Origin of the sequence: Amycolatopsis sp. cmx-8-4, from assembly GCF_046548675.1 — a bacterium.
GTDB lineage: Bacteria > Actinomycetota > Actinomycetes > Mycobacteriales > Pseudonocardiaceae > Amycolatopsis.
This window is the reverse complement of sequence record NZ_JAEBDZ010000015.1, coordinates 211973-232336: the sequence shown is the minus strand read 5'-3', so window position 1 is coordinate 232336 and position 20364 is coordinate 211973. Positions and strand designations below refer to the sequence as shown.

General features: G+C 71.4%; 16 protein-coding genes and 1 rRNA gene. 6 read left to right on the top strand and 11 right to left on the bottom strand.

The window, feature by feature from the left end:
- The 4 genes from ACLJQZ_RS29790 to ACLJQZ_RS29775 form a co-directional block, all read right to left on the bottom strand.
- Nucleotides 1-66 (bottom strand): 16S ribosomal RNA (locus ACLJQZ_RS29790); the annotation flags it as partial.
- A gap of 433 nt (nucleotides 67-499) precedes the next feature.
- Complete coding sequence (locus tag ACLJQZ_RS29785; RefSeq protein ID WP_410623166.1) at nucleotides 500-2059, bottom strand: amidase; 1560 nt, start codon at nucleotides 2057-2059, stop codon at nucleotides 500-502.
- Nucleotides 2059-3402 (bottom strand): type I glutamate--ammonia ligase, encoded by a 1344-nt coding sequence (glnA, locus tag ACLJQZ_RS29780; RefSeq protein ID WP_410623165.1) that lies wholly within the window; start codon nucleotides 3400-3402, stop codon nucleotides 2059-2061. Before glnA ends, ACLJQZ_RS29785 begins: the two co-directional genes overlap by 1 nt.
- Nucleotides 3403-3464: 62 nt before the next feature.
- Complete coding sequence (locus ACLJQZ_RS29775) at nucleotides 3465-4745, bottom strand: MFS transporter (RefSeq protein ID WP_410623164.1); 1281 nt, start codon at nucleotides 4743-4745, stop codon at nucleotides 3465-3467.
- An 87-nt stretch (nucleotides 4746-4832) separates the two neighbouring features.
- Between ACLJQZ_RS29775 and ACLJQZ_RS29770 the strand changes: the two genes are divergently transcribed.
- Nucleotides 4833-5495, top strand: a complete 663-nt coding sequence (locus ACLJQZ_RS29770; protein ID WP_410623163.1) for an LppX_LprAFG lipoprotein — start codon at nucleotides 4833-4835, stop codon at nucleotides 5493-5495.
- Here the strand turns inward: ACLJQZ_RS29770 and ACLJQZ_RS29765 are convergent.
- Nucleotides 5492-6982, bottom strand: coding sequence for an alpha/beta hydrolase (locus ACLJQZ_RS29765; protein WP_410623162.1), 1491 nt, complete (start codon nucleotides 6980-6982; stop codon nucleotides 5492-5494). The genes ACLJQZ_RS29770 and ACLJQZ_RS29765 overlap by 4 nt on opposite strands.
- On the bottom strand, nucleotides 6979-8547 hold the full coding sequence (locus ACLJQZ_RS29760; RefSeq protein ID WP_410623180.1) for an alpha/beta hydrolase: 1569 nt from the start codon (nucleotides 8545-8547) through the stop codon (nucleotides 6979-6981). Before ACLJQZ_RS29760 ends, ACLJQZ_RS29765 begins: the two co-directional genes overlap by 4 nt.
- Nucleotides 8548-8696: 149 nt before the next feature.
- Between ACLJQZ_RS29760 and secA2 the strand changes: the two genes are divergently transcribed.
- The 3 genes from secA2 to ACLJQZ_RS29745 all read left to right on the top strand — a co-directional run bounded on the left by secA2 (nucleotide 8697) and on the right by ACLJQZ_RS29745 (nucleotide 11672).
- Complete coding sequence (secA2, locus tag ACLJQZ_RS29755) at nucleotides 8697-11039, top strand: accessory Sec system translocase SecA2 (RefSeq protein ID WP_410623161.1); 2343 nt, start codon at nucleotides 8697-8699, stop codon at nucleotides 11037-11039.
- Between the two features lie 73 nt (nucleotides 11040-11112).
- The gene (locus tag ACLJQZ_RS29750; RefSeq protein WP_410623160.1) at nucleotides 11113-11559 is read left to right on the top strand and encodes a hypothetical protein; all 447 of its coding nucleotides are present in this window, start codon (nucleotides 11113-11115) and stop codon (nucleotides 11557-11559) included.
- Nucleotides 11535-11672: a hypothetical protein gene (locus ACLJQZ_RS29745; protein ID WP_410623159.1), complete on the top strand. Its 138-nt coding sequence runs from the start codon at nucleotides 11535-11537 to the stop codon at nucleotides 11670-11672. Before ACLJQZ_RS29750 ends, ACLJQZ_RS29745 begins: the two co-directional genes overlap by 25 nt.
- Here the strand turns inward: ACLJQZ_RS29745 and ACLJQZ_RS29740 are convergent.
- On the bottom strand, nucleotides 11656-12264 hold the full coding sequence (locus tag ACLJQZ_RS29740) for a hypothetical protein (protein WP_410623158.1): 609 nt from the start codon (nucleotides 12262-12264) through the stop codon (nucleotides 11656-11658). The two genes, ACLJQZ_RS29745 and ACLJQZ_RS29740, sit on opposite strands and share 17 nt — an antisense overlap.
- A gap of 158 nt (nucleotides 12265-12422) precedes the next feature.
- On the opposite strand from ACLJQZ_RS29740, the gene ACLJQZ_RS29735 reads away from it, so the two are divergent.
- A complete protein-coding gene (locus tag ACLJQZ_RS29735; protein WP_410623157.1) occupies nucleotides 12423-14144 on the top strand; it encodes an NAD+ synthase in 1722 nt (573 codons plus the stop codon).
- 73 nt (nucleotides 14145-14217) lie between these two features.
- Here ACLJQZ_RS29735 and ACLJQZ_RS29730 read toward each other — a convergent pair whose 3' ends face one another.
- Entirely contained in the window at nucleotides 14218-14832 is a 615-nt protein-coding gene (locus ACLJQZ_RS29730) for a VOC family protein (RefSeq protein WP_410623156.1), read from the bottom strand.
- A gap of 62 nt (nucleotides 14833-14894) precedes the next feature.
- On the opposite strand from ACLJQZ_RS29730, the gene ACLJQZ_RS29725 reads away from it, so the two are divergent.
- Nucleotides 14895-15428: a methylated-DNA--[protein]-cysteine S-methyltransferase gene (locus ACLJQZ_RS29725; protein ID WP_410623155.1), complete on the top strand. Its 534-nt coding sequence runs from the start codon at nucleotides 14895-14897 to the stop codon at nucleotides 15426-15428.
- A 154-nt stretch (nucleotides 15429-15582) separates the two neighbouring features.
- On the opposite strand, the gene ACLJQZ_RS29720 is transcribed toward ACLJQZ_RS29725, so the two are convergent.
- From ACLJQZ_RS29720 to lysX, 3 genes are all read right to left on the bottom strand, one after another.
- Nucleotides 15583-16173 carry a DinB family protein gene (locus tag ACLJQZ_RS29720; RefSeq protein WP_410623154.1) on the bottom strand — a complete coding sequence of 197 codons (591 nt, stop codon included), beginning with the start codon at nucleotides 16171-16173 and terminating at the stop codon, nucleotides 15583-15585.
- A 67-nt stretch (nucleotides 16174-16240) separates the two neighbouring features.
- Nucleotides 16241-16810 (bottom strand): hypothetical protein, encoded by a 570-nt coding sequence (locus tag ACLJQZ_RS29715; protein WP_410623153.1) that lies wholly within the window; start codon nucleotides 16808-16810, stop codon nucleotides 16241-16243.
- Between the two features lie 64 nt (nucleotides 16811-16874).
- The gene (gene lysX, locus ACLJQZ_RS29710) at nucleotides 16875-20198 is read right to left on the bottom strand and encodes a bifunctional lysylphosphatidylglycerol synthetase/lysine--tRNA ligase LysX (protein WP_410623179.1); all 3324 of its coding nucleotides are present in this window, start codon (nucleotides 20196-20198) and stop codon (nucleotides 16875-16877) included.
- Nucleotides 20199-20364: the final 166 nt, after the last annotated feature.

Here is a 20364-nt window from a genome sequence, read left to right as displayed (position 1 = left end):
TTCGACTTGCATGTGTTAAGCACGCCGCCAGCGTTCGTCCTGAGCCAGGATCAAACTCTCCAACAATGAATAGTTTGATCGAGACTATGTACTCAATCATTCTCAAAGGAACCTCATACGAGGTTAATTATAAGCTCTACTGGCTTAGTTCACTAGCACACTGTTGAGTTCTCAAGCAACACACTCCGGAATCCGCCACCTTGTCAGTGGCTTCACCCTCGGCGATTGTTCCAAGCAATATTCACAAACTTTTGGTCGAGCATGCCTCAGTCTACGAGGTTAATCGTAGTGATTCGGCGGCCGCTCGTGGGCCGACGCTGAACATTACCCGGTCCGATTCGCGGTGTCAACCCGCTCGTCCCGTCCTGGTCTCCGGGGCTTGCGGCCCCGGTGCGACCCGGTGTTCCTGGCGACTTGGAGAACTTTACATGCCCCGAAACCGGTCCCGACAGGGGGGTCACTTAACGGTGTCATCGCAGGTCAGAACGTGTACGCAGGGCTACCGCGGCAACGTCGGCAGATACCGCGGCGGGACCCGGGCCGGCGCGACCCGCTCGAAGTCCGCCGCGAGGGCCAGCATCCGGCCGTCGGACCACCGCGCACCCATGAACGAGATACCCACGGGCAGGGGTCCGGCAAACCCGGCCGGCACGGTGACGTCCGGGTAGCCCGCGACCGCGGCCGGTGTCGAGGACGGGATCACGTCGTCGTCGCCCGTCGCGCAGTCGGTCTTCCACGCCGGCGGGTTGGTCGGCGACGCGATCGCGTCGAGGTGGTACTTCGCCAGCGTCTCGTCCAGCGACCGGCGAGCGAGGTCCGACAGTTCGGCGCGCCCCGCGAGGTAGCCGGGGTCGGTCGGCGGCGGCGCGGCCAGTGCCTGCTCGAACAGCTCCTGGCCGGCGAAGCAGGTCTGCTCCAGCGGATCGGCGCGGTCGTAGGCGATCAGCTCGGCCAGGTTCCGCGGCCCCTGCGAGCGGGTCGCCAGGTAGGCGTCGATGTCGCGGTGGAACTCCGTGAGCAGCGCCGGGAACTCCAGCTCGCCGAGCCGGTCCTGGTACGGCGGGGTCACTTCGACGACCGTCGCACCGGCATTGACCAGGGAGTTCCGGGCGGACGTCATGACCGCGTCGGTCTGCGGGCCGAGTACCGGCAGCCGCCACAGGCCGATCCGGGCGCCGCGCAGGACCCCCGGCCGGAGCAGCTTCGCGTAGTCCGTCGGCTGGGTGCGCGGGTACTGCGCGGTGGCCGGGTCCGCCGGGTCCCGCCCCTGGAGGGCGGACAGCGTGAGCGCGACGTCGACGACGTTGCGGGCGATCGGGCCGGCGGTGTCCTGCTCGGCGGAGATCGGCACCACGCCGGTGCGGCTGACCAGGCCGAGGCTCGGTTTGTGGCCGACCGTCGCCGTCATCCCCGCCGGGCAGACGATCGAGCCGTCGGTCTCGCTGCCGATCGCGACCTGGGCCAGTGACGCGGCGACGCCGGCCGCGGAGCCGGCGGACGACCCGCACGGGTTGTGGTCCAGCACATACGGGTTGTTGGTCTGACCGCCGACGCCCGACCAGCCCGACGTCGGCTTCGCGGCGCGGAAGTTCGCCCACTCGGACAGGTTCGCCTTGCCGAGGATCACCGCGCCCGCGTTCCGCAGCCGGGTGATCAGCGTGGCGTCCTTCGCCGGGTAGCTGCGCAGGGCCCGCGAGCCGGCGGTCGTCCACTGGTCGCGGGTACCGACGTTGTCCTTGACCAGCACCGGGATGCCGTCGAGCGGCCCGCGCAGACGGTGCGCGCGACGGCGGGCGTCACTTTCGCGGGCCTGCCCCAGCGCCGACGGGTTGACCGCGAGGACGGCGTTGACCTTGCCGTCGACCTGGTGGATCCGGTCGAGGTAGAGCCCGGTGAGCCCTGCCGCGCTGAGCCGGCCGGCCGCCATCCGCGCCTGCAGCGCCGGGATGTCGGCCGAGTCGAGGTCGAACCTCGAAGAGGACGCCGACGCGGCGGGCGCGGCGGGGAAGAGCACGAGTGCGGCGGCCAGGATCGCGAGGAACACCGGCCGCCGCCCCATCAGAGCACCGGCAACAGCGTGCGGAGCTCGTACGGGGTGACCGCGCTCCGGTAGTTGTCCCACTCGTGGCGCTTGTTCCGGAGGAAGAAGTCGTAGACGTGCTCGCCGAGGGCTTCCGGCAGGAGCTCGGACTTCTCCATCTCGGCCAGGGCTTCCCCCAGGTTCTGGGGCAACTGCGCGTAACCGGCGGCGCGCCGCTCGGAGTCGCTCAGCTGCCAGATGTTGTCCTCGGCAGGAGGCGGCAGCTCGTACCCCTTCTCGATCCCCTTGAGCCCCGCGGCCAGGATGACCGAGTACGCGAGGTACGGGTTGCACGCGGAGTCCAGGGTACGGACTTCCACCCGTCGGGATGACGCCTTTCCGGGTGAATACATCGGCACCCGGACGAGCGCCGAGCGGTTCGCCCGGCCCCACGAAACGGTCGTCGGCGCCTCGCTCCCGCTGATCAGGCGCTTGTAGGAGTTCACCCACTGGTTCGTGACCGCGGAGATCTCCTTGGCGTGGTGCAGCAGACCGGCGACGAACGCCTTGCCGGTCTCCGACAGCTCGTGCGGGTCCTCGGCGTCGTAGAAGGCGTTGCGATCACCCTCGAAGAGGCTGACGTGGGTGTGCATCCCGGAGCCGGGCTGGTCGGTGAACGGCTTCGGCATGAACGTCGCGCGCACGCCCTGGGTCAGCGCGACCTCCTTGACGACGTAACGGAACGTCATCACGTTGTCGGCCATGGTCAGGGCGTCGGCGTAGCGGAGGTCGATCTCCTGCTGGCCCGGCGCGCCCTCGTGGTGGCTGAACTCGACGGAGATGCCCATCGCCTCGAGGGTCTCGATGGCGTGGCGCCGGAAGTGCGTCGCCGTGGCGTGGCTGGCCTGGTCGAAGTACCCGCCGTTGTCCGCAGGCTCCGGCTCGCTGCCGTCGTCGGGCAGGTTGGCCAGGAGGAAGAACTCGATCTCGGGATGCACGTAGCAGGTGAAGCCCGCTTCGGCCGCCTTCGAGAGCTGACGCCGCAGGACGTGCCGCGGGTCGGCCCACGACGGCGAGCCGTCCGGCATCGCGATGTCGCAGAACATGCGGGCCGAGTAGGGGCTGCCGTCCGGGGTCTCCCAGGGCAGCACCTGGAAGGTGGCCGGGTCCGGCTTGGCGACCATGTCGGATTCGTAGACGCGCGCGAACCCTTCGATGGCCGAGCCGTCGAAGCCGATCCCCTCGGTGAAAGCGCCCTCGAGCTCGGCCGGCGCGACCGCGACGGACTTGAGGAACCCCAGCACATCGGTGAACCAGAGACGGACGAAACGGATGTCGCGCTCCTCGAGCGTGCGGAGCACGAATTCCTGCTGGCGATCCATGGCCGCACCCTAACGACAGCGTGTTAACGGGATGTTTCGCGACGCGCCGAGGGTGACGAAGGTCAGTTCACCGACACCGGAACGGGCTTCTTCGCACGCTTGACGGCCAGCGACGCGACGGACGCGATGATCGCCAGGACAGCGGCCGAATACCAGGCCAGGGTGTAGTTCCCGAGCTGGTCGCGGACCAGGCCCGCGGCCGACGCGGCGAACGCGGCGCCCAGCTGGTGGCAGGCGAAGACCCAGCCGAACACGATCGGGCCGGCCTCGCCGAAAGCGCGGACGCAGAGCGCGACCGTCGGCGGGACCGTGGCCACCCAGTCGAGGCCGTAGAACAGGATGAACGCCCACATGCTCGGCTGCACGGAGTCGGTGAACAGCTGCGGCAGCATGGCCAGCGAGAGCCCGCGCAGGGCGTAGTAGATCCCGAGCAGGATCCGCGGGTCGACGCGGTCGGTGAGCCAGCCGGAGAAGATCGTGCCGACGACGTCGAAGACGCCGACCAGGGCCAGCAGGCCCGCCGCGGTCGTCTGGGGCATGCCGTGGTCGTGGGCGGCCGGGACGAAGTGGGTGCCGACCAGGCCGTTCGTCGTCGCGCCGCAGATCGCGAAGCCGACCGCGAGCAGCCAGAACGTCCGGGTGCGGGCCGCCGTCTTCAGGACGGACAGGGCGCGGCGGGCGGAGCCGCTCTTCGGGGCGGGGCGGGCGACCTCGGCGCCGGCGGGCGCGCCGTAGGCCGTGGTGCCGACGTCGGCGGGGTGGTCGCGGATGAGCAGCAGGACCACCGGGACGACGGCGAGCGCGGCGATGGCGATCACCAGCGACGCCGTGCGCCAGCCGGAGCCGACGGCGAGGTTGGCGATGAGCGGCAGGAAGATCAGCTGGCCGGTGGCGCCCGCCGCGGTCAGCACACCGGTGACGACGCCGCGGCTGCGGACGAACCACCGGGCCGCGACGGTCGCCGCGAAGCTCATCGCCATCGAGCCGGTGCCCGCGCCGATCAGCACGCCCCAGCAGAGGATCAGCTGCCAGCTCGCGGTCATGAACACCGTGCCGGCCGCGCCGAGGGCGATGACGAACAACGCCGTCGCGGAGACCCGGCGGATGCCGAACCGCTCCATCAGCGCGGCCGCGAAGGGCGCGAAGAGGCCGTAGAGCACGAGGTTTACCGAGACGGCCGAGCTGATCGTGGCCGTCGACCAGCCGAACTCCTGGTGCAGCGGGTCGATGAGGACGCCGGGGGCGGACCGGAAGCCGGCGGAGGCGAGCAGCGCGACGAACGCGGCACCGGCGATCAGCCAGGCGCGGTGCAGCTTCGGGGCAGGGCGGGTCTCGACAGTCACCTCAGCAGTGTTGTCGGGCGCGCATCCTGGTGGAAGTGGCCTGAAGGACATCTGCCGCAAGGATCCGGCCACCACTAGGCTTGCGGGATGTCCCGCATCGCCCTGCTGCTCGTGGTCCTGTTGACGGCCGGGTGCACCGGCTCGCCGGACACGCGCGGGCCGTTCCCCGCGGGTGCCGAGCTGGTCCGCGACGCGGCGACGTCGTTCGCGTCGGTGCGGAGCGTGCACTTCGCGGCCGGGGTCAACGGCGTCCTGCCCGGCTTCCCGCTGCGGCAGATCGACGGCGACGCGACCCTCGACGCCGGCGGCGGCGCGACCGGCACAGCCGACGTCCAGGACGGCGAAGGCCACGTCAAGTTCCACTTCACCGTGCGCGACGGCGAGGTGAGCACCGATCCCGACGTCGCGCGCGGCCGGATCCCCGAGACGGACGCCGTGGGCCGCTTCCTCGGGCCGTCCGCCGGGCTCAAGCGGCTGCTCGACGGCGTGACCGACGCGAAGACCGAGGGCAAGGAGAACGTCGACGGCGCCGCGGCCCTGCGGGTCGGCGGCCGGGTGCCCGCGGCCGTCGCGCACTCCGTGTTGCCGCAGGTGAACGCCGAGGTCATCGTCAAGGTGTGGGTCTCGGCCGACGGGCCGCGGCGGTTCGTCCGGCTGTGGGTGCAGGTGCCGCCGGCCGGGGACCACCTCAGCCCGGTGATGTTCGAGCTGTCGCTGACCGGGCAGAACGAGCCCGTCGACCTCGGTTAGCAGCGGGTCGCGGCGGCGGTCCCGTCGATCAGGTACGCGACGCCCGCGCGGTCGACGCACGCGTTGCCGTCGAGGAAGACCGTGTGCTGCACGCCTTCGTAGGTGAGCAGGACGCCGTCGAGGTCCTTCGCGAGGTCGACGCCCTGCTGGTACGGCGTCGCCGGGTCGTGCGTGGTCGAGACGACCAGGGGTTTCGGCAGGCCGACGGCGTGCGGCGCGTGCTCGGCCGACGTCGGCGGGACCGGCCAGGTCGAGCAGATGTCCAGCTCGCTGGTGTCCGGGCTGCCGCCGGCCAGGAACGGCGCGCCGGCCAGCATCCGCTGGTGCGCGCGGTCGATCGCGGCCCGGTCGGTGAGCCGGGCGCGGTCGACGCAGCGGACGGCGAAGTAGGCGTCGATCCCGCCGCCGTAGTGGCCGTCGCGGCCGCGGCCGTAGTAGCCGTCGGCGAAGGCCAGCAGAGCCCGGCCCGTGCCGCCGGCCAGCTCGGTGAGCGCGCCGTTCAGGGCGGGCCAGTCGCCGCGGGCGTAGAGCGCGGCGAACGTGCCGGTGACGGCGTCCTCGAAGGAGAGCTTCCGGGAGCCGGCCGGGACGGGCTTCGTGACCAGCGGCCGCACGAGCCGCTGGAAGGCCTCGGTCGTGTGGGCGGGGTCGCGGCCGAGGGCGCAGTCGCGGCGGGCCGCGCACCACTTGCCGAACTCGGTGAAGGCGTCCTGGAAGCCCGCCATCTGCGTGACCAGGGATTCCGCGATGTCCTGCGCCGGGTCGACGGCGCCGTCGAGCAGCAACGCGCGGACATGGCGCGGGAACGCCTCCGCGTAGGCCGCGCCGATCTGCGTGCCGTAGGAGTAGCCGAGGTAGGTCAGCTTCTCGTCGCCGAGAGCCGCGCGAAGGACGTCGAGGTCGCGGACGACGTCTCGCGTGCCGACGTTCGCGAGGAACGCTTTGCCGTACTTCGTCGCTTCGGCGCACTTCGCGCCGTACGCCGTGGTCTCGGCGAGCTGCTTCTTCACCCCTTCGGGCGACATGTCGCTTTCGACGTCGGACGCGCGGTCGGCGTCCTGCTCGGCGCCGGTGCCGCAGGTGATCCGCGGCTCGCTCGTGCCGACGCCCCGCGGGTCGAAGCCGACCAGATCGAACCGGTCCAGCAGCGGCGCGGCCGCGGGCGACTTCGCCAGGGACGCGGCCATCGACGTCCCCGCGCCGCCGGGTCCGCCCGGGTTGACCACCAGCGAGCCGATCCGCTGCTTCGCGGCCTTGTGCCGCAGCAGCCCCACGGTCACCGTCTCCCCCGCCGGCTTCGCGTAGTCCAGCGGCACGGTCAGGTGCGCGCAGTCCAGCGACGCGTCCGCCGAGCACGACGTCCAAGCGAGCTGCTGCCCGGTGAACTTCCGCAGGTCAGGGGTCTGGGACGGCGGCGGCCCGGGCGCCGGAGCGCTCGTACACGCTGTCAGCACCAGAGCCGCGCCCAGCAGCGCGGCCGCCCTCACTGGCCCTTGCAGCGCGTGCCTTCCGCCGGGAGCGTGCCGTCGACCAGGTAGTCGTTGCCCGCCTGGTCCACGCAAGAAATGCCCTGCAGGAACACCGTGTGCTGGGTGCCCTCGAAGGTGAGCAGCGCGCCCTTCAGGCCCTTCGCGAGGTTGACGCCGGCCTGGTACGGCGTCGCCGGGTCGTTCGTCGTCGAGATGACCAGCGTCTTCGCCAGGCCTTCGACGTTCGGCACGTGCGGCTCCGAGGTGTTCGGGACCGGCCAGAACGCGCATGCGTCGCGGGCCGCGCTCGCCGGGCGGCCGTCGTCGAGGAACGGCGCGACCTGCACGTACTCCTCCTGCGCCTTGAGGATGACGGCCGGGTCGGTGACGCGCGGGTCGTCGACGCAGCGGATCGCGGTGAAGGCGTCCTGGGTGGTGCCGTACTTGCCGCTGGTGTCGCGCTCGTTGTAGATGTCGGCGAGCTTCTCCAGCGTCGCGCCGCGCTGCTGCTTCAGCTCGTTGAGGCCGGTGTTCAGCGCGTCCCAGAGGCTCTCCTGGTAGAGCGCCTGGATGACGCCGGTGGTCGCGTCCTCGTAGGAGAGCTTGCGGCCGTCGCCGACCGGCACCGGGAAGTCGATCAGCGGCCGAACGAGGTCCTGGAACACCTGCACCGCGGCGGCGGGGTCCTGGCCGAGCGCGCAGTCCTGCTGAGCGGTACACGACTTCGCGAACTGCGTGAACGCGCCGCCGAAGCCCTGGCCCTGCGCGACCAGCGACTCGACCGCGTCCTGGTCCGGGTCGACCGCGCCGTCGAGGATCATCGCGCGGACGTTCTTCGGGAACGCCTCGGCGTAGGTCGACCCGATGCGGGTGCCGTAGGAGTAGCCGAGGTAGGTCAGCTTCTCGTCGCCGAGGACCGAGCGCAGGATGTCGAGGTCTTTCACGACGTCGCGGGTGCCGACGTTGGCGAGCAGCCCGGTGCCGTCGTCGCTGCGCTGGGCGCACTTCGCGGCGAAGTCCTTTTCCTGCGCTTCCTGCTTGAGCACGCCCTGCGGCGAGCCGTCGGTCTCGCTGTCGTCGGCGCGGTCGGCGTCGCGCTCGGAGTCGGTGAGGCAGCGGATGATCGGCTGGCTCGCGCCGATCCCCCGCGGGTCGAAGCCGACCAGGTCGAAGCGCTTGGCGAGGTCGGTGTTCGACGCCGGCTTGATCAGCCCGGCGGCGGCGACCATGCCCGAAGCGCCCGGTCCGCCCGGGTTGACCACCAGCGACCCGATCCGCGATCCCCCGTCGGTCGCCTTGTGCCGGAGCAGGCCGAGCGTGATGGTCGTTCCGTCCGGTTTCGCGTAGTCCAGCGGAACCATCAGCCGCGCGCACTGGATGTCTTTCGCCTGGAACGCCGACCTCGCGTCCTCCGACGTCGCGTAAGGTGCGCAGTCGGCCCAGGTCAGGCTCTGACCGTAGAACCGCTCCAGCCCCGCGGGCACCGGCCCGGACGGCGGGTGCGACTCGGTCGTCGGCGACGGCGGCGTGGTCTTGCCGGTGGACGTGCAGGCGGTCAGCGAGGCCGCGAGCAGCGCGGACACCGCGATCGCGGTGATCGCGCGACTACGGGACCTGGCGCTGGGATGTGGGAACACGGTTGGATCGTCCCATCCGGCCGCGGAACTCGAACGCACCACCGCCACGTTGGGTGGGGCAGGCCGGTCGAGCGAGAGAGAACGGGAGACCAGGGGTGGCAGCACTGATCAGCCGGGTGGGCAAACGGCTCCGCCGGATCATCCAGCGTCCGGGCAGCGTCGAGCTGACCCGCTACGAAGCACTGCTGCCCGCAGTCGAGAAGCTCGAACCCGAGCTCGAGAAGCTCTCCGACGAGGAGCTGACCGAGCGGGCCGGGAAGCTTCGCGCGACGCTGAAGGACACCGCGTTCGGCGACAATCACCTGATCGAGGTGTGCGCGCTCGGTCGTGAGGCCGCTCGGCGGGCGCTCGGCGAGCGCGCGTTCGACGTCCAGATCCTCGGCACGATGGGCCTGCTCAGCAAGCACGTCGTGCAGATGGAGACCGGTGAGGGCAAGACGCTCGCCGGGGCGCTGGCCGCGGCCGGGTACGCGCTGCGCGGCAAGCGCGCCCACGTCGTCACGGTCAACGACTACCTGGCGCGACGCGACGCCGAGTGGATGGGCCCGGTCTACGCGCTGCTCGGCGTGTCGGTCGGCTGGGTCGAACCGGCGCACTCCCAGCAGGAGCGCAAGGAGGCCTACGCCAAGGACGTCACGTACGGCGCGGTCGCCGAGATCGGCTTCGACGTCCTGCGCGACCGCCTGGTCTCGAAGGTCGACGACCTGGTCCAGCCGGACCCGGAGGTCGCGATCGTCGACGAGGCGGACTCGGTGCTGGTCGACGAGGCCCGCGTCCCGCTGGTGATGGCCGGCTCGATCGACCACACCGACGCCGACGACGAGGTCGCGAAGGTCGTCCGGCGGCTGCGGCTCAACCTGCACTACGAGACCGACAGCGAAGGCCGCAACGCCTGGCTGACCGACGCCGGTGCCTCGGTGGTCGCGAAGTCACTCGGCCTGGAGGTCGACGACCTCTACGGCGACGCGGCCTCGGACCGGCTCCCCGCGGTGAACGTCGCGCTGCACGCGCACGCGCTGCTCACCCGCGACGTCGACTACCTCGTCCGCGACGGCAAGGTCCAGCTCATCAACGCCGCCCGCGGCCGCGTCGCCGAGCTGCAGCGCTGGCCGGACGGCCTCCAGGCCGCCGTCGAGGCGAAGGAGCAGGTCACCGCGACCGACCGCGGCGAGATCCTGGACTCGATCACCGTCCAGGCCCTGCTGGCGCGCTACCCCGAGGTCGCCGGCATGACCGGTACCGCGGTCGCCGTCGCCGAGCAGCTGCGCGAGTTCTACGAGCTCGAGGTCGCGGTCATCCCGCCGAACACCCCGAACGTCCGCGAAGACCAGGAGGACCGGGTCTTCGCGTCGCCGTCGCAGAAGCTGCGGGCGATCGAGGAGGAGATCCGCACGGTCCACGAGACCGGGCGGCCGATCCTCGTCGGCACGCAGGACGTCGCCGAGTCGGAGGAGCTGGCCGAGAAGCTGGCGAAGGTCGACCTCGAGTGCGTCGTGCTCAACGCGCGCAACGACGCCGAAGAAGCGTCGATCATCGCCGAGGCCGGCAAGAAGGGCGCGGTCACCGTCTCGACCCAGATGGCCGGGCGCGGTACCGACATCCGGCTGGGCGGCACCGACGGCGCGACCCGCGAAGAGGTCGTCGAGCTGGGCGGGCTGCACGTCATCGGCACCGCGCGGTACCCGTCGAGCCGGCTCGACGGGCAGCTGCGCGGCCGCTCCGGCCGCCAGGGCGACCCGGGCAGCGCGATCTTCTTCGCCAGCCTCAACGACGAGCTCGTGCTGTCGAACGCACCGGACGTGCCCGAGGGCATCACCGACGACGAGGAGACCGGCGAGATCACCGACAACGCGGCGCTGCGGCAGCTCAACCACGCCCAGCGCGTCGCCGAGGGCGTCGACCTGGAGATCCACCGCAACACCTGGCGCTACACACGGCTGATCGAACGGCAGCGGCGTGACCTGCTGACCCACCGCGACAAGGTGCTTCGCACCGGGTACGCGGCGGAGCAGCTGGAGAAGGCGCACGCCGAGAAGTTCGGTGAGCTGAAGGAGAAGCTGGGCGACGACCAGGAGAAGGTGGAGCAGCTCAGCCGCGAGGTGCTGCTGTTCCACGTCGACCAGCTCTGGTCGGACCACCTGGCGTACCTGACCGACGTCCGCGAGAGCATCCACCTGCGGGCGCTGGCCCGGGAGACGCCGCTCGACGAGTTCCACCGCGCGGCGATCCCGGAGTTCCACAAGATCATCAACGAGGCGAACTCGCGTGCGGCGAAGACCCTCGAAGAGGCCGAGCTGACCGACGACGGCATCGACCTCGGCGACGCCGGCGTCCGGCGGGCGAACACGACGTGGACCTACCTGGTGCACGACAACCCGTTCGACTCCGACTTCGAGCAGACCATCAAGAAGGTCCGGAGCATGATCAAGCGCAAGTAGCGTGGTTCCGAATGCCCCCCGTCCGGTTCCCGGGCGGGGGTTTTTCGGTTGTCCGGCCGGGGATGATGAACCCATGCAGAAGATCCCGACGCTGTTCCGGCGCGACCCGGACGACCTGCGGCGCGTCACCCGCGAAGTGCACCCCGCGTGTCAGTGGGTGCTCGACGGCGAAGGCGTTCCGACGCGCAAGTACGACGGCACCTGCGTGCGGCTCGACGACGCCGGGACCTGGTGGGCGCGGCGCGAGGTGAAGCCGGGCAAGAGCGCGCCCGCCGGGTTCGCGGCCGTCCAGACCGACCCGGAGACGGGCAAGACCGTCGGCTGGGAGCCGGTCGCGCAGTCGGCGTTCGCGAAGTTCTTCGACGAGCCCGTGAGGGCCTCGTCGGCGAGGTGCCGGGCACCTACGAGCTGTGCGGCCCGAAGGTCAACGGCGATCCGGAGCAGCTCGGCGTCCACCGGCTGGTGCGGCACGCGACCGCGGAGGAGTTCGGCGGTGTGCCGCGCGACTTCGACGGGCTGATGACCTGGCTGCTGGCGCACCCGGAGTTCGAGGGCGTCGTCTGGCATCACCCCGACGGGCGGATGGCCAAGCTCAAGTACCGCGACGCCGCGGCGGTCACGACGGCGTCGTGACCCCGGAGATGCAGTAGTGCTCCTGGATGCGCGTCACCTGCAGTTCGCCGTGCACCGGCTTGCTGCCGATGGTGCCGTCGAGCGGGACGCGGATCTCGTCCGCGCCGCTCTGGACGGGCGGGCCGGCGGTGAGGTGCGCGTTGCGGCTGCCGAGCGTCCGCACCGCGGCGGCGACGACGCCTTCGGCGGACGCGCAGGCGGCTTGGCGACCTGTGACCGCGTCGTCGCCCAGGACGGCGAGGATGAACTTGCCCGCGGCGACGCTGCCCGAGTTCAGGTCGAGCGGCGGGCCGGTGCGGGCCGCCGGTTTGCCGTCGGAGACCAGGAATCCGGGCGCGAGGAACCCGGTGATCAGGAAGATCACCACCAGCAGGCCACCACCGCCGGCGAGCAGGCCGATGAGCAGGCCGTTGCCCTTCTTCGGCGGCTGCGGTGACGGATAACCCGGATAGCCCTGCTGGGGATAACCCTGCTGGGGATAACCCTGCTGCGGGTAACCCTGGTGCGGATAGCCCTGGCTGGGCGGTGGCTGCTGCGGGTAACCCTGGCCCGGGTACTGGCCGGGCGGCGGTTGCTGCGGCGGATACGTCAAGGTGGTCCCTCCCCCTGCGGCGATCCGGTTGCCCGGTTCGTCCGATCAGCGGCAACCTACCCGGGTGGGCGAAGGCGCCGCAGGGGATCGGCTCGCCGAGGTGGCATTTCGCCCACATTCGCTCGGCTGGGCGGGTGGCGGTGCGTCAGAATGGCGGCATGCCGCAACTGCGCATCGCGCTCGCCCAGGTCAACACCACCGTCGGTGACCTCGACGGCAACGCCGACCTGCACGTCGAATGGACCCGCCGCGCCGCCGAAGCCGGCGCGCACGTGGTCGTCTTCCCGGAGATGTCGCTGACCGGCTACCCGGTCGAGGACCTCTCGCTGCGCCGCACCTTCGCCGAGGCCTCCCGCCTGGGCGTCGAGGCGCTGGCGCGCCGGCTGGACGACGCCGGCTGCGGCGAAGTGCTGACCTACATCGGTTATCTCGACCTCGACGAGGCCGGCCCGCGCGACGCCGCGGCCGCGCTCTACCGCGGCGAGGTCGTCGCGCGGCAGTTCAAGCACCACCTCCCGAACTACGGCGTCTTCGACGAGCACCGCTGGTTCAAGCCGGGCACCACGCTCGACGTCGTCCGGTTCCGCGGGCTCGACATCGGCATGGTCATCTGCGAGGACATCTGGCAGGACGGCGGGCCGATCTCGGCGCTGGGCCGGGCGGGCGTCGACCTCGTCGTGGCGCCGAACGCGTCGCCGTACGAGCGGTCCAAGGACGAGCAGCGGCTGCCGCTCATCGCCCGGCGCGCCGCCGAAGCCGGGGCGCCGCTGGTCTATACCAACCAGGTCGGCGGCCAGGACGACCTCGTGTTCGACGGCGACTCGCTCGTCGTCGGCGCGGACGGCACGGTGCTGGCGCGCGCGCCGCAGTTCGTCGAGCACCTGCTCGTGCTGGACACCGACCTCGCCGCGGGCGGGCACGCCGGGGACGGCGAGCTCGACGGCCTGCACGTCCGGCGCCGGGTGCTGAGCGAAGAGCCGCTGCCCGCGTACGAGCCGACGGCGTCACCGGTGATCAGCGAACCGCTCGCGGACGAGGCCGAGGTGTGGGCGGCGCTCGTCGTCGGGCTGCGGGACTACGTGCACAAGAACGGCTTCTCGTCGGTGACGTTCGGCTTCTCCGGCGGCATCGACTCGGCCGTCTGCGCGTCACTCGCGGCGGACGCACTGGGCGGCGGCAACGTCTACGGCGTCTCGATGCCGTCGAAGTACTCGTCGGGGCACTCCAAGGACGACGCGGAAGACCTCGCGCGGCGGATCGGCGCGCACTACCGGGTCGAGCCGGTCGAGGACATGGTGCGCGTCTACGTCGACCAGCTGAACCTGACGGGCCTCGCCGAGGAGAACATCCAGGCGCGCACCCGCGGCATGCTGCTCATGGCACTGTCCAACCTGGACGGTCACCTCGTCCTCGCCACCGGCAACAAGACCGAGCTGGCCGTCGGGTACTCGACGATCTACGGCGACGCGGTCGGCGCGTTCGCCCCGATCAAGGACGTCTTCAAGACGCACGTCTGGCAGCTGGCTCGGTGGCGTAATGCCGAGGCTTTGAAACGGGGCGAGACCCCGCCGATCCCGGAGAACTCCATCTCCAAGCCGCCGTCGGCCGAGCTGCGGCCGGGCCAGATGGACTCCGACTCGCTGCCGGACTACGCGCTGCTCGACGACATCCTCGACGACTACGTCGAGGGCGACCGCGGGTACGCCGACCTCGTCGAGGCCGGGTTCGCGCCGGAGACGATCGACCGCGTGGTGCGGATGGTCGACAAGGCCGAGTACAAGCGGCGCCAGTACCCGCCGGGCACGAAGATCACGCTCAAGGCGTTCGGTCGCGACCGCCGGCTCCCGATGACCAACGCGTGGCGCGAGGGCAAGGCCTGACGCTCTCCCGCGGCAAAGGCCGTGAAGGCCTCCTTACCGGCTCTTATGGCCGGGAAGGGGGCCTTCACGGCTTTCAGCTCAGCGCGACCTGGCGGCCCTCCGGGGTGCGGACGGCGGCGTTCAGGGCCGCGCGGTCGGCGCGCCGGACGAGCAGCTCCAGGCCCAGCGCGTCCGTCACCGCGAGGACCGAGTCCGGGTCGGGGTGCGCGCCCGTCACCATGAGCAGCGGGAGGGACGGCAGGCCGCGCGTCGTCGGGTGCGGCGTGGCGCCCCAGTCGATGAGGAACGGCGTGAGCGTGCCCGGGCGGCTCGGCGGGGTCAGCCGCCAGCGCAGCAGTTCGCCGTCGGCCGTCTCGCGGGACATCTCGATCGCGTCGCCGGGGTCGAAGCCGTGGGCGCGGGCGTGCGCGATCGTGGCGTCGAGGTCGGTGGTGCGCACCGCCCAGGCGACCAGGGCCGGCTCGGTGAGGTCGTCGATGCCGAACGGCCGGGGTTGCGCGGGCTGCGGCTGCGCCGGATCCGGGCCGATCACCTCCAGGTAGGCCCCCGCGCCGAGGTCGGCGAGGTGGTTGGCCGTGCCCAGGCCGACGTGACTGCCGCCGGGCGCGGGCGTGACGCCGGTGAGTTCCTTGACGCGCGCGACGGCCTCGGCGAGGTCCGGTCCGGCGTAGACGAGGTGGTCCAGCACCGGCACATCATCCCGTGGCCGGGCCGCGGCCGACAGCCTCCCTTCGGTCGTAGGCTGAGCGCATGACGGTGGGGTTCACGGTGTTCGACACAGCGATCGGGCCGTGCGGGCTCGCGTGGCGCGACGACGTCGTGATCGGGACGACCTTGCCGGACGGCACCGCTCCCGGGACGCGCGCCAAGCTGGCCCGGTGGTTCCCGGACGCCGTCGAAGGCCCGCCGCCTCCGGCCGTGCAGGCGGCGATCGACGGGATCGTCGCGCTGCTGGCCGGCGAAAGACGCGACCTGGCCGAGATCGAGCTGGACCTGGCCGCGGTGCCCGAGTTCAACCGGCGCGCGTACGAGATCGCGCGCACGATCCCGCCGGGCAAGACCCTCACCTACGGCGACATCGCGCACCGGCTCGGGATGCCCGGGTCCGCCCAGGCGGTCGGCCAGGCCATGGGGCACAACCCGTTCCCGATCGTGGTGCCGTGCCACCGGGTCCTCGCGGCCGGCGGCCGCGACGGCGGGTTCTCGGCCCGCGGCGGGGTCGCGACGAAACGCCGGATGCTCGTGATCGAGGGCGCGCTGGCGGACGAGCCGACGCTGTTCTGACCCGCTCGACGCCGTTTCGCGGGTGCCGAGCCGTGATCAGAACGCCGGCACACGTGATTGCCGGGTCGACTCGCGTGATTGAAGGGTCGACACGGCTCGGCCGACCGGCCCGCCGGGAACGCGAACGGACGACTCGCGTGCCTGGAGGGTCGGGTCAGGCTGGTTGGGGCGCCGGTTTCCAGGGCTTCATCCAGGGGGACTCCGGCCAGTTTTCGGCCGCCGCCATCAGCGGGAAGGCCGTGGCGCCGTCGACGTGCTCGCGGATGATGTCCGCGTGGCCGGCGTGGCGGGCCGTCTCCTCGATCAGGTGCAGCAGGACCCAGCGGACCGACCACGCCGGGACGTCGTCCGGGTACCAGGGGACGCCCTTCGGCACCGGGACCGGGCGGCCGAGGTCGTCGATCCGGCCGATGACCTCCGCCGTGCGGGCCGCGACCTCGTCGTAGCGCTCCAGGACGCTCTGCAGCGTCTCCTCCGGGCCCAGCCGGTACGCCTCTTCGTAATCCCGCACGCCCTCGTCGAACGGCTTCTGGGGCAGCTGCAGCGCGATGTCGATCCAGCCGTCCTCGGTACTGGCGACGTGCTTGATCAGCCCGCCCACCGACAGCGCGCTCTTCGTCGGCGTGAGCCGCGCCTGCTCGTCCGTGAGGCCGTGCGCGGCCAGCTTCAGGACGTACCGCTGCTGTTCGAGGTAGCGCAGCAGCCCGTCACGCTCGTCGGCCACCGGGGGCACGTTTCCCGCCATGTCGATCTCCTTCTCCGGGAATCGGGAACCCGATGGTCGCATCCGGCACCGACAAAATCCGGAAGAACTAGATCCGGGGCGCGTGCCGCGGCGCCGGCTTGATGAAGGCGTACGCCCCGCCCGTGCCGAACAGCACCGCGCGCACCAGCAGCTGGAAGCGGCTGAACACGCCCTCGAACTCGCCGAGCTGCGCCGCGAGCACCACGGCCACCCAGGTCGCCAGCACCAGCACCAGGCCCGCGACGGCGAACCGGCGCCAGCCCGGCGGCCACCACAGCACCAGGCTGATCACCCCGACCAGCAGGATAACGCTCAGCAGCGACGAGATGACCCCGCTGCTCTCCGGGTAGGCGGCCTGGACCAGCACGACGGCGCCGAACACGCTCACCGAGATCGAGCTCAGCCGCGCCGGCCACTGGACCGGGCCGAGCCGGTGCAACGGCGGCCCGGCGAGCAGGAACGCGACGCCCGAAACCGCGAGCAGGACCCGGAACACCGGCGGCCCGGCGAGCAGGGCGTCGGCCGGATCGCGCACCGGGGACACGCCCGTCGGGACGGCGAACTCCAGCAGCCATCCCGAATAGGTGAGCACGGCCAGTCCCATGAGGAGGGCCGAGGCGATCCGAGCCGTGCGCACGTGGCACACATTAAGCGACCGCTTGCCATTGCGCGTCCCCGGCGTGATCACGGCGACCCAGTCGTTATGCCTGCGGACGGACGAACGGGAACAGGACCGTCTGGCGGATCGACGCTCCCGTCAACATCATGAGCAGGCGGTCTACGCCCAGGCCGAGGCCACCGGTCGGCGGCATTCCGTGCTCCAGCGCCAGCAAAAAGTCCTCATCGAGTTCCATCGCTTCGACGTCACCACTGGCCGCGCGCAAGGATTGCGCCTCCAGCCGGCGCCGCTGCTCGATCGGGTCCGTCAGCTCGGTGTAGGCCGTGCCGACCTCCGAACCGAACGCGATCAGGTCCCAGCGCTCGGCCAGCAGCGGGTCGGTCCGGTGCTGGCGGGTCAGCGGCGAGACGTCCGTCGGGTAGTCCGTGAAGAACGTCGGCAGCACGGTCGCCCCCTCGACGAGGTGCTCGTGCGCCTTCAGCACGAGGTCGCCGTGGCTCGGGTCCTCCCCGACCGGCACGCCGGCGGCGAGGCAGAACCGGCGCAGGTCCGCCACGGACGTCCCCGAATCGACGTGCTCCCCCAGCGCCGCCGAGACGGCTTCGTGCACCGGGACCACCGGCCAGTCACCGGAGATGTCGTACTCGACGACCTTGCCGCCGGTGTCGGGCCGCCGCACGACCTGGGCGCCGTACGCCGCTTCGGCCGCGTGCTGGACGAGCTCGCGCGTCAGCTTCCGCATGGTGTCGTAGTCCGCGTACGCCTGGTACGCCTCGAGCATCGTGAACTCGGGGTTGTGGGTGGCGTCGACGCCCTCGTTGCGGAAGTTGCGGTTGAGCTCGAAGACGCGCTCGACGCCGGCCACGCACAGCCGCTTGAGGTACAGCTCGGGCGCGATCCGCAGGTACATCCGCATGTCGTAGGCGTTGATGTGGGTGACGAACGGGCGGGCGTTGGCGCCACCGTGCACCGTCTGCAGCATCGGCGTCTCGACTTCGAGGTAGTCGGCGTGGTGCAGCCGTTCGCGCACCGCGCGGACCACTGTGGACCGCAGCCGCAGCATGTTCGTCGAGTCCGGGTTGACCGCCAGGTCGAGGTAGCGCTGCCGCACCCGCGTCTCCGGGTCGGTGAGACCCTTCCGCTTGTCCGGCAGGGGGTGCAGGCACTTCGCGGTGACCGTCCACTCGTCGACGAGCACCGAGAGCTCGCCGCGCTTCGACGTGACGACCTGGCCGCTGACGCCGACGTGGTCGCCGAGGTCGACGCCGGTCCGCCAGCCCGTGAGGTCCAGCTCCGCCGCGTCCAGCATCAGCTGGATCTCGCCGCTGAAGTCCTTGACGCGCGCGAAGCACAGCCCGCCGAGGATGCGCATCGCCAGCACGCGCCCGGCGATCCGGACCCGGTGCCCGGTCGCGCTGTCCGGCTGCAGGTCGCCGAACTTCTTGACGACGTCGCCGATGTGGTCGTCGCGGCGGAACCCGACCGGGTACGGGTCGATCCCGGCCTCGCGCAGCTTGTCGAGCTTCGCGACGCGCACGCGCACCTGCTCGGGCCGCCGCACGGCCTTGGTCACCGGCACGGCGGCCGACTCCTCGATCTCCCGGACGCGGGCGACGAAGCCGTCGGTGACCGTCTCCAGCCGCAGCGACCGCGACCGGCCGGTCGGGACGAACCCTTCGAGCGCGCCCGCGACGATGCCGACCCGCGGGAGCCGCCGCGCCGAGGAGTAGCAGAGGAACCGCGGTTCCCAGTCCGGCCCGTACTTGGCGTTGGAGCGGTACAGCGACTCCAGCTGGAAGAACCGCGAGGCGACGCTCAGGATCCCGCGCCAGGCGCGCAGCACCGGGCCCGCGCCGATCCGCTCCCCCTCCGAGAAGACCGCGCGGAACATGGCGAAGTTGAGCGAGATCCGCTGCGCGCCCAGTACCGGCCCGGCCGCGACGACCACGGCGATCATGTACTCGTTGAGGCCGTTTTCGGCGTCGCGGTCGCGGCGCATGAGGTCCAGCGAGAGCCCGCGCCGGCCCCACGGGACGAACGACAGCAGCCCGCGCAGCTCGCCGCGGGCATCGTAGGCCTCGACCATCACGCTGCGGCCGTCGCTCGGGTCGCCGAGCCGGCCCAGCGCCATCGAGAACCCACGCTCGGTCTCGGCACCGCGCCAGGCCTGCGCCCGGGCCAGCAGCTCGACCATTTCGTCATCAGGGATCTCGCCGTGCCGGCGGACCCGCGAGGTGTAGCCGGCGCGCTCGATGCGCTTGACGGCCTGGCGCACCGAACGCCGTTCCGGCCCGGCGAGGCTGAACTCGCGGACGTCGAGCACGGCCTCGTCGCCGATCTCCAGCGCCCGCAGGCCGGCGTCGGTGTACGCCTTCGCGCCGCGTTCGCTGGCTCCGAGCACGCCGGGCGTCCAGCCGTAGGTGCGCGTCTCGTCGAGCCACGCGCGCACCGCGTCCGGCCAGGCCTCGGGATCGCCGATCGGGTCCGCGCTGGCGACGCTGGTGCCGCCGAGCACGCGGTAGGTCACCGCGGCGCGGCCGTTCGGCGCGAAGACGACGCTCTTGTCGCGACGGGTGGCGAAGTAGCCGAGGGAGTCGTCCTCGCCGTGCTCGGCGAGCAGCTCCCGCAGGCGCAGCTCCTCCTGGTCGGTCCGCAGGCGACGGCTGCGGACCCCGCGGAAGAGCATGTACAGCGCGGCCGTGGCGACGACGGTCGCGCTCAGGTCGAGGAAGACGTCCAGCCAGGCCGGCCCCTCGCCGACGCCGATCCGCCGCAGCTGCAGGTTCTCACCGGTGGCGTGGTTGACGACCCAGGCAAAGCGCTCCCACGCGTCGCCGAGGTGGCCGGGGAAGGCCTCGGTGAGGCCCCAGCCGACCAGGATGACCGCGGCGAACCCGCCGAACAGCATGGTCAGGCCGTCACGCCAGGCGCTCGGCGCGAGCCGGGCCGGGAAGGCCGGGCGCAGCGTGAGCAGGAACACGATCAGCCCGATCGAGAGCAGGTCGGCCGCGGTCAGGGCCCACAGCTGCGCCGGGATGTGCCGGACCTGCTTCGGCCCGAGCGTCAGCAGATCGGGTGACCACAGCAAGGTCGCCTGCAGGGCCAGGGTGAGCAGCAGGCCGCCGACCTGGAACAGCACGAGCGTGTAGAGCGCCGCCTTCTTGCGGCGGCGCAGCGCCCCGCCCAGTACCACCAGCAGCAGCACCATGACCAGGCTCGCGCTGGTCGGCACGCTGAGGGCGGAGAAGCCCATGTCGATGCCGTTCATCAGGCGCCCGCGCGGGCCGCCGGTGAGCAGCAGGAGCACCGAAAAGACCGCGGCGAGCTGCACCACGGTGGCGACGATGCCGCCGCTCTTCGCCTGCCAGGCGGGGATGCGCGTGCGCGCGTACGCGGTGGTACCCATCGTCGCCGTTGTCGCCTTTCGCGGCCGTTCGGTCGCCATGCTCTTCATGACCTCTTCTTGACGTCAGTGAACACAGGTTGGTTGTCCCCCGACATCAACCTGAAGGCTGACGGCGGCTCGTCCCGCCGCACGACGGTGTGAAGCTGGTCGCACGGAGTCGAGGTCG

Bases quoted from the DNA above. Each gene is read 5' to 3' on its own strand.
- ACLJQZ_RS29720 (WP_410623154.1), bottom strand. From the start codon at position 16,173: ATGGCGGGAAACGTGCCCCCGGTGGCCGACGAGCGTGACGGGCTGCTG.
- ACLJQZ_RS29750 (WP_410623160.1), top strand. From the start codon at position 11,113: ATGCAGAAGATCCCGACGCTGTTCCGGCGCGACCCGGACGACCTGCGG.
- ACLJQZ_RS29725 (WP_410623155.1), top strand. From the start codon at position 14,895: ATGACGGTGGGGTTCACGGTGTTCGACACAGCGATCGGGCCGTGCGGG.
- ACLJQZ_RS29785 (WP_410623166.1), bottom strand. From the start codon at position 2,059: ATGGGGCGGCGGCCGGTGTTCCTCGCGATCCTGGCCGCCGCACTCGTG.
- glnA (WP_410623165.1), bottom strand. From the start codon at position 3,402: ATGGATCGCCAGCAGGAATTCGTGCTCCGCACGCTCGAGGAGCGCGAC.
- ACLJQZ_RS29770 (WP_410623163.1), top strand. From the start codon at position 4,833: ATGTCCCGCATCGCCCTGCTGCTCGTGGTCCTGTTGACGGCCGGGTGC.
- lysX (WP_410623179.1), bottom strand. From the start codon at position 20,198: ATGGGTACCACCGCGTACGCGCGCACGCGCATCCCCGCCTGGCAGGCG.
- ACLJQZ_RS29735 (WP_410623157.1), top strand. From the start codon at position 12,423: ATGCCGCAACTGCGCATCGCGCTCGCCCAGGTCAACACCACCGTCGGT.